Source organism: Floridaenema fluviatile BLCC-F154, assembly GCF_041929135.1.
Classification (GTDB): Bacteria; Cyanobacteriota; Cyanobacteriia; order Cyanobacteriales; family Aerosakkonemataceae; genus Floridanema; species Floridanema fluviatile.
Genome location: NZ_JBHFNS010000040.1, coordinates 53,122 through 60,021, shown reverse-complemented (window position 1 = coordinate 60,021; position 6,900 = coordinate 53,122). Strand labels below are relative to the sequence as shown.

Sequence of the window (6,900 nt, the reverse complement as noted above, 5' to 3'; positions counted from 1 at the left end):
GGATAAAAGTTACTCTAGGGATAACAGGCTGATCTCCTCCAAGAGTCCACATCGACGAGGAGGTTTGGCACCTCGATGTCGGCTCATCGCAACCTGGGGCGGAAGTACGTCCCAAGGGTTGGGCTGTTCGCCCATTAAAGCGGTACGTGAGCTGGGTTCAGAACGTCGTGAGACAGTTCGGTCCATATCCGGTGCAGGCGTAAGAGTATTGACAGGAGCCTTCCTTAGTACGAGAGGACCGGGAAGGACGCACCGCTGGTGTACCTGTTATCGTGCCAACGGTAAACGCAGGGTAGCCAAGTGCGGAGCGGATAACCGCTGAAAGCATCTAAGTGGGAAGCCCACCTGAAGATGAGTACTCTCATGGAGTTAATCCAGTAAGGTCACCCAGAGAACATGGGTTGATAGGCGCTAGGTGGAAGTTCAGTAATGGATGCAGCCGAGGCGTACTAATAGACCGAGGGCTTGACCTACTACACACACTATTTGGTATTTCTACTTTCTAGTTTCTCAAATCTCTTTTCTCTATGCAGTCTTCTGGGTTTATCCCAACGCACAAGTTTTCCTGGTGCTGTTGGCGCAATGGAACCACACCGATTCCATCCCGAACTCGGTGGTGAAACGTTGCTGCGGCGAAGATACTTGGCGGGTTGCTGCCTGGGACAATAGCAAGGTGCCAGGGTTTTATTCAAAAACACAAAATCCCTCCTTTCATCCAGAAAGGGGGTTTTTTGTTTTATGCTTATATTTGAGTAACTGGTTTTGGTCGGAATAAATGGGTATGTTCTGGATGGTAAAGTTTCGATCGCACTTTCCCCACCTCACCCAAAGCTGGACTAATTACATAAAGTGTAGTGCGAATTAAATTTTCTTGCTTAGTTACTTCTGCCATTTGATGTAAAGGAACTAGTAAAATCTTTTCATCGGGCCAACCTAAGCGGAAACAAATTGCTACTGGTGTATCAGCAGAATAATGTGCTATTAATTTTGTTTGTGCTGCTTCTACCATTCCCGCACTTAGGTAAAGACACAAACTTGCTTGATGTGCGGCTAAAGATGCTAACTCTTCTGTTTCTGGTACTGCGGAAGCATTTCCACTCATCCGAGTAAGAATGATTGTTTGGACTATTTCCGGTACAGTTAACTCAACTTTCAGTTTAGCTGCGGCTAGCTGAAAAGCACTAATTCCTGGTACTATTTCTAGGGGAATATTTGCTTCTGTTAAAGTTTGCATTTGTTCGTGTATGGCACCGTAAAGACAGGGATCTCCTGAGTGTAAACGAACGACAGATTTACCGTTTTGTACCCGTGAAATTATTACTGGTAAAATATCTTCTAAGGTTTTGTTCGCTGTCGGGATAATTTCTGCATCAGGACGAACTCCCTGTAAAATTTGCTTTGGTACTAGGGAATCAGCAAATAAGATTACATCTGCTTGGGCTAATATTTTTTGTGCTTTGACTGTTAATAAATCGGGATCGCCTGGGCCAGCACCGACAATGTAAACTGCGGGTGGTAGAGGTACGATCGCTTTTTCCGATCCTGTTATAGGTTGAGAGTTTTCTGAAAAAATCATTCCGGATGTCTAGATATATTTAGGGAAATAGTAAGTGGTAGATGCACCCTGGTTAAGCCTTGGAGGGATTCCTCTCTAGGGCTTTTTTTTTACAGATGGCTGAAGTTATTTAGAAACTACTGATTCTGGAGAATATAAAGGGGAAATCATTTTTTTCTTGTTGATTACCAGATACCAGAATTAGTTTTTCTGCCAAAAGTTTGGTGTGTAGATAAAGATTGTCCCACAAAAAGGAATTAAATTGGTAAACCCAGCAATTACGTCTGAATAATCCTAGCCGAACAATAAACTATGAACTTGCTCTTTCTGCTAATTCTAACCATCTTTCGGTAGCAGAATCGATCGCTTCCGTCAACTCAGCCAACTTATCAGTTAACTGTTGTAATTCATTAAAATCACTCGGAGGATTATTGTAGAGGATTTTCTCAACTGCTTCTTTTTCCGCTTCCATTTCAGGAATTTTAGTTTCTAGTTCTTCGTATTCCCGGTTTTCTTTAAAAGAGAGTTTACGAGGTCGATCGGACTTTGGAGTTTCGACTTGAGATTTCTGATTGTTAGGTTCGCAAACTTCTTTAGGTTTTTTGGTTTCTTTTTCTTCGGTTTCTGCGGCGGCTTTATAATCTAAATAAACTGAATAATTTCCGGGATATAAACGTAAATTCCCCCCAGATTCAAAAGCAAAAATCATGTCAACGGTACGATCGAGAAAATAGCGATCGTGCGACACCACAATTACACAACCATTAAAATCTTCTAAATACTCTTCTAAAACTCCTAAAGTTTGCACATCTAAATCGTTTGTTGGTTCGTCTAAAATCAACACATTTGGCGCACCCATCAACACTTTTAATAAAAACAAGCGCCTTCTTTCGCCACCGGAAAGTTTACTAATAGGTGCATATTGTTGATTCGGCGGAAACAGAAACCTTTCTAACATTTGCGAAGCAGTTATTACACTTCCGTCGGAAGTTTCCACCAGTTCAGCGACATCTTTTAAGTAATCAATTACTCGCTGTTCTTCGTTTATATTTACATCATCCGAGTGTTGATCGAAATAACCGATGTGAATAGTTGAACCAATTTCTACAGTTCCCGAATCTGGTTGTACTTTTCCAATAATTATATCCATTAATGTGGATTTTCCTGCACCATTGCTTCCAATAATTCCGATGCGATCTTCGGGATTAAAATTATAGGTAAAATCTTTGATTAAAGTGCGATCGCCATAAGCCTTACAAATATTTTCGAGTTCAATTACTTTCTTACCAATGCGTCTTCCAACAGTAGAAATTTCCACTTTTCCTTGGGATTGTTTGAACTCTTGCGCTTGCATTTCTCGAATGCGATCGATCCGCGCTTTTTGTTTAGTACTGCGTGCTTTTGGCCCTCTTTTTAACCATTCTAACTCACGGCGCAAAACTCCGGCGTGTTTGCGCTGACTACTAACAGCTGATTCCTCAGATTCCGCTTTTTTCTCTAAATAATAAGCGTAGTTCCCAGAATAAGTGTAAAGGTCTGCGCGATCGATCTCAATAATTCGATTAGTAACTTTATCCAAGAAATAGCGATCGTGCGTAATCAACAACAAAGCACCACGAAATCGATTCAAATAACTCTGTAACCACTCCACCGAAAGCGCATCTAAATGGTTCGTTGGTTCATCCATTAATAACACATCAGGTTCGGATAAAAGCGCAGTTGCTAAAGCAATTCTTTTCCGATAACCGCCTGACAAATCGCCAACTTTTGCATCAAAATCTTCAATTCCCAACTTACTTAAAATCACTTTGGCGTTCGTTTCCAATTCCCACGCACCCACCTCTTCCATGCGTTGCGAAACACTAGACAAACGCGACATCAACTTATCATGATTTCCATGTCCGTGAGCTAATTTATCGGAAATTTCTTCATATTCCCGCACTAACGCCATTTGTTCGCCACTATCAGCAAAAACCTGTTCTAAAACCGTGTGATTTTCATCTAAATTTGGCTGTTGAGGTAGGTAAACAATTTTAGAACCCGCATTAACCCAAATTTCGCCACTATCAATGGGTTCTAAACCAGCGATCATTTTCAATAAAGTCGATTTTCCCGAACCGTTAGTGCCAATTAGCCCAACTTTATCACCCTCATCTAAACTAAAACTGGCATCTTTGAGAATTTCTTTAATGCCGAAGTCTTTTTTTAGCGATCGCAATGTAAAAATAGTCATAATTCCCAGCTTGTCTACCAATAACCTAGTGTAACGCTCTCCCAGACTTCTGTGTTATCAAACTATCATCAAAAATTATCTGCGTTCATCTGCGTTCATCTGCGGTAAAAAAAGACTTCCCATTTTTCAAGTTTATTCAAATTAGCAATCTAATAAATAATATAATGATTTGTGGACGTTAAAGAATAGAATTGTAGGGTGCGTCAGACATTAAACGTGATGGAAAAAATCAGAGTTTTAACTTCTGACGCACCCTACAGATTGTGCCAATTGCGTAATTCCTGTATTTGTAGAGGTTAAAGTGATTATCAGAAACGAAACAGATACGGATATTGAAGTAATTACAGAAGTTACAATAGCCGCTTTTAAAAATCATCCGATTAGCAACAATACGGAGCAATTTATCATACACGCCTTGCGTGCTGCTGGTGTGCTGACTATCTCTTTGGTTGCGGAGATCGATCGCAAAGTCGTAGGGCATATTGCTTTTTCACCAGTAACAATATCAGATGGTACAGCAGGTTGGTATGGACTCGGCCCAATTTCAGTATTGCCAGATTATCAAAAGCAGGGGATTGGCAAAGCCCTTATCAATGAAGGTTTGTCTTTGTTAAAAAATCTGGGAGCCCAAGGCTGTGCCCTTGTAGGAGATCCGAATTATTACAAGCGTTTTGGTTTCAAAAATTATCCAGAGTTAATTTATGAGGGAATTCCCCAAGAATTTTTCCTGATTTTGCCGTTTACCCAAACAATTCCCCAGGGAGTTATTGTATTTCATGATGGTTTTAAGGCGACTAACTAGGATTTCGGATCAAGAATATTATCGTTAATTCTGGAGTTTAGATTAAACTTTTTCCGCAGTTGTACAAGTATAAACTCGTTCTTGAGTTAACCACGCTGCATAAAGCAAAGATTGACGAATATCCTTTGGTTCTAAATATGTTTACGAGATTATTTTAGCGCGATCGGCGTTATTCTTTAGTCCGCGCAGGCGGACTTTGTTTATGTAGCAGCGATTTCAATCGCCCAATCATAAAGGGATTAGCTTAATCATGAATTGAACCATCAGGCATAGTAGCACCCTCCAATTCTGCACCCATTAAATTAGCACTACTCAATTCTGCCCTAGCAAAATTCGCCTTTCGCAAATCTGCACCAGAAAAATCAGCCCTCGCCAAATAAGCCTCAATTAATTCTGCTTCCGATAAGTTAGCTTCTCGGAAATCTACCCGACTTAAATCAACTTTAATTAATCTCGCCCGACTGACATTTGCCCGACTCATTTTCGCCCTACTCATCTTCGCATCCGTCAGCAACGAATCTCGTAAATCTACATTTCTCAAATCCGCGTCAGCTAAATTTGCCCGTTCTAATTTGATACTTCGCATATAAGCACCAGCTAAATTAGCGCCACTCAAATTAGCATCACTCAAATAAGCATTTCCTAATTTTGCCCCAGCTAAATTAGCGCCACTTAAATCCGCTTCCCGCAAAGTTGCTTCAGTTAAATTAGCGCCACTTAAATCAACTTTCGCTAAATTAGCGCCTGTTAAATTCGCCCCACGTAAATCAGCTTTATGTAAATTTGCGCCGATTAAATTCGCCGTGTAAATTCGCTTTTCTTCCCGGAAATTTGCCCCCCGTAAGCAAGCACCAGTGAGATTAGCCCCGCTTAAATTAGTTCCCCGCAAATCTGCATCTATTAAATTAGCATCTAAAAGATTGGCTAAAGTGATATCTGCACTGCGTAAATCAGCGCCTTGCAAACTAGCGCCGTGTAAATCAGCATTGTGTAAATTCGCAGCTGTTAAATTTGCTTGATTTAAGTTTGCTCCATCCAGTTTAGCCCGAATTAAATTGGCTTTTCGTAAATGTGCCCGACTCAAAAAAGCAAAAATTAAGTTAGCCCCATTTAAATCTGCCCCCGTGAGAGTGATGCCAATCAAATCTGCATTAAATAGATTGACACCTCGCAAATTAATTCCGACAAAGTTAGTTTCACCTGCGGCATAACGTTTTAAAAGTTCATTTGGGTTCATATTTTTCTAATTATGAATATAAATTTTTCCAGTTTTTAAGATGGGCGAATTTGACGAGTTTCTTCGCCTTCATCATCTCGATCGTCATTATCATCTTTAACTTTACCATCAAAATTCATTACAAAGTTTTCTAGTTGATAATGATTTAATTCTCGATTACCATAGTAACGTTTCATTGCTTGGTAAATTGCCCCAGCTGCTTGTGTATGTTCATCGGTTGGATTTAAGCTTTTTGCTGCTGTTTGCAGACGATATTCTAAGTCTTTTAAAGTTTTACATCTGTCAAATAACTTGTGCAACAAAACGTCTAGTTCTTTGGTTTTTAAGCTTAACCAATCTTGGGAACTAAAGTCAAAGAGATGATATACTACCGAATATGCCAAAATTTTTGCCCGGAGTGGATTAGTATATTTCATAATCTCTATTCGCAATTCAAAGGGATCGTAACTTATTGAAGGTTCCTCCCATCCTAAGTTAGGTTTATATTCCAAACTTTGTTGCATAGTTTGGTTTTTTATTACTACCTGTTGGGTAGCTTCTTCGGGTTCTGGATAAAGTCTGGTCATTTGTTCAACAATCACATTAGCTACTAAAGTATACTCTCCTGGTTTATTCAGAGTTTTGACAAGTTTATCTAAAGAATATTTCAAATAATCTAAAGTAGGATTGGCAATTTGTAATTCTTGAATGAGTTCTTTTAGTTTTATGCTATTTAACCTGTTGACATCATTTTCCCACTTGCTTTTACAAATTGCATAAATTAATTTTTTAATTCGTAAAGAATTTTGATGTTCTTCTAAGTTTTTGACCACTTCATCAAGCAAAGATAAAGCTTTCATTATCGCTACCACACTCAACTATTGAGATGAGAAAGTCTTGAGTCTATTTTATTACGATCGGACATTCCCAGACTGTAAATCAAGACTTCTTATAGATTACCTCACAGTGCAACCAGACTATCTCATCTTGACAAAGATTTAATTAACTCGTAGCGAAAATTGGAAAAAAATTCATACTTTGCCATCCTGCCTAAGATATATTAGTCTCCTCCTTTGGGTATACTTAGCAGAACA

At 39.5% G+C, this 6,900-nt stretch carries 5 protein-coding genes and 2 rRNA genes; 3 read left to right on the top strand and 4 right to left on the bottom strand.

Annotated features, from left to right (window positions below; all coding sequences use genetic code 11):
• Nucleotides 1-473, top strand: a 23S ribosomal RNA gene (locus ACE1B6_RS08950); the annotation flags it as partial.
• 91 nt (nucleotides 474-564) lie between these two features.
• Nucleotides 565-682: ribosomal RNA gene (gene rrf, locus ACE1B6_RS08945) — 5S ribosomal RNA — on the top strand.
• A gap of 60 nt (nucleotides 683-742) precedes the next feature.
• Here rrf and cobM read toward each other — a convergent pair.
• Entirely contained in the window at nucleotides 743-1,576 is an 834-nt protein-coding gene (cobM, locus tag ACE1B6_RS08940; protein ID WP_413256907.1) for a precorrin-4 C(11)-methyltransferase, read from the bottom strand.
• A gap of 289 nt (nucleotides 1,577-1,865) precedes the next feature.
• On the bottom strand, nucleotides 1,866-3,788 hold the full coding sequence (locus ACE1B6_RS08935; RefSeq protein ID WP_413256906.1) for an ABC-F family ATP-binding cassette domain-containing protein: 1,923 nt from the start codon (nucleotides 3,786-3,788) through the stop codon (nucleotides 1,866-1,868).
• Nucleotides 3,789-4,089: 301 nt separating this feature from the next.
• Between ACE1B6_RS08935 and ACE1B6_RS08930 the strand changes: the two genes are divergently transcribed.
• A complete protein-coding gene (locus ACE1B6_RS08930; RefSeq protein WP_413256905.1) occupies nucleotides 4,090-4,590 on the top strand; it encodes a GNAT family N-acetyltransferase in 501 nt (166 codons plus the stop codon).
• A 244-nt stretch (nucleotides 4,591-4,834) separates the two neighbouring features.
• On the opposite strand, the gene ACE1B6_RS08925 is transcribed toward ACE1B6_RS08930, so the two are convergent.
• Together ACE1B6_RS08925 and ACE1B6_RS08920 are read right to left on the bottom strand one after the other, a co-directional pair.
• Nucleotides 4,835-5,827: a pentapeptide repeat-containing protein gene (locus ACE1B6_RS08925; RefSeq protein ID WP_413256904.1), complete on the bottom strand. Its 993-nt coding sequence runs from the start codon at nucleotides 5,825-5,827 to the stop codon at nucleotides 4,835-4,837.
• Between the two features lie 35 nt (nucleotides 5,828-5,862).
• Nucleotides 5,863-6,666, bottom strand: a complete 804-nt coding sequence (locus tag ACE1B6_RS08920) for a hypothetical protein (RefSeq protein ID WP_413256903.1) — start codon at nucleotides 6,664-6,666, stop codon at nucleotides 5,863-5,865.
• Nucleotides 6,667-6,900: the final 234 nt, after the last annotated feature.

What these genes read in the sequence shown, in the direction of transcription:
- cobM (WP_413256907.1), bottom strand. Translation starts at nt 1,576, where the DNA reads ATGATTTTTTCAGAAAACTCTCAACCTATAACAGGATCGGAAAAAGCG.
- ACE1B6_RS08935 (WP_413256906.1), bottom strand. Translation starts at nt 3,788, where the DNA reads ATGACTATTTTTACATTGCGATCGCTAAAAAAAGACTTCGGCATTAAA.
- ACE1B6_RS08920 (WP_413256903.1), bottom strand. Translation starts at nt 6,666, where the DNA reads ATGAAAGCTTTATCTTTGCTTGATGAAGTGGTCAAAAACTTAGAAGAA.
- ACE1B6_RS08925 (WP_413256904.1), bottom strand. Translation starts at nt 5,827, where the DNA reads ATGAACCCAAATGAACTTTTAAAACGTTATGCCGCAGGTGAAACTAAC.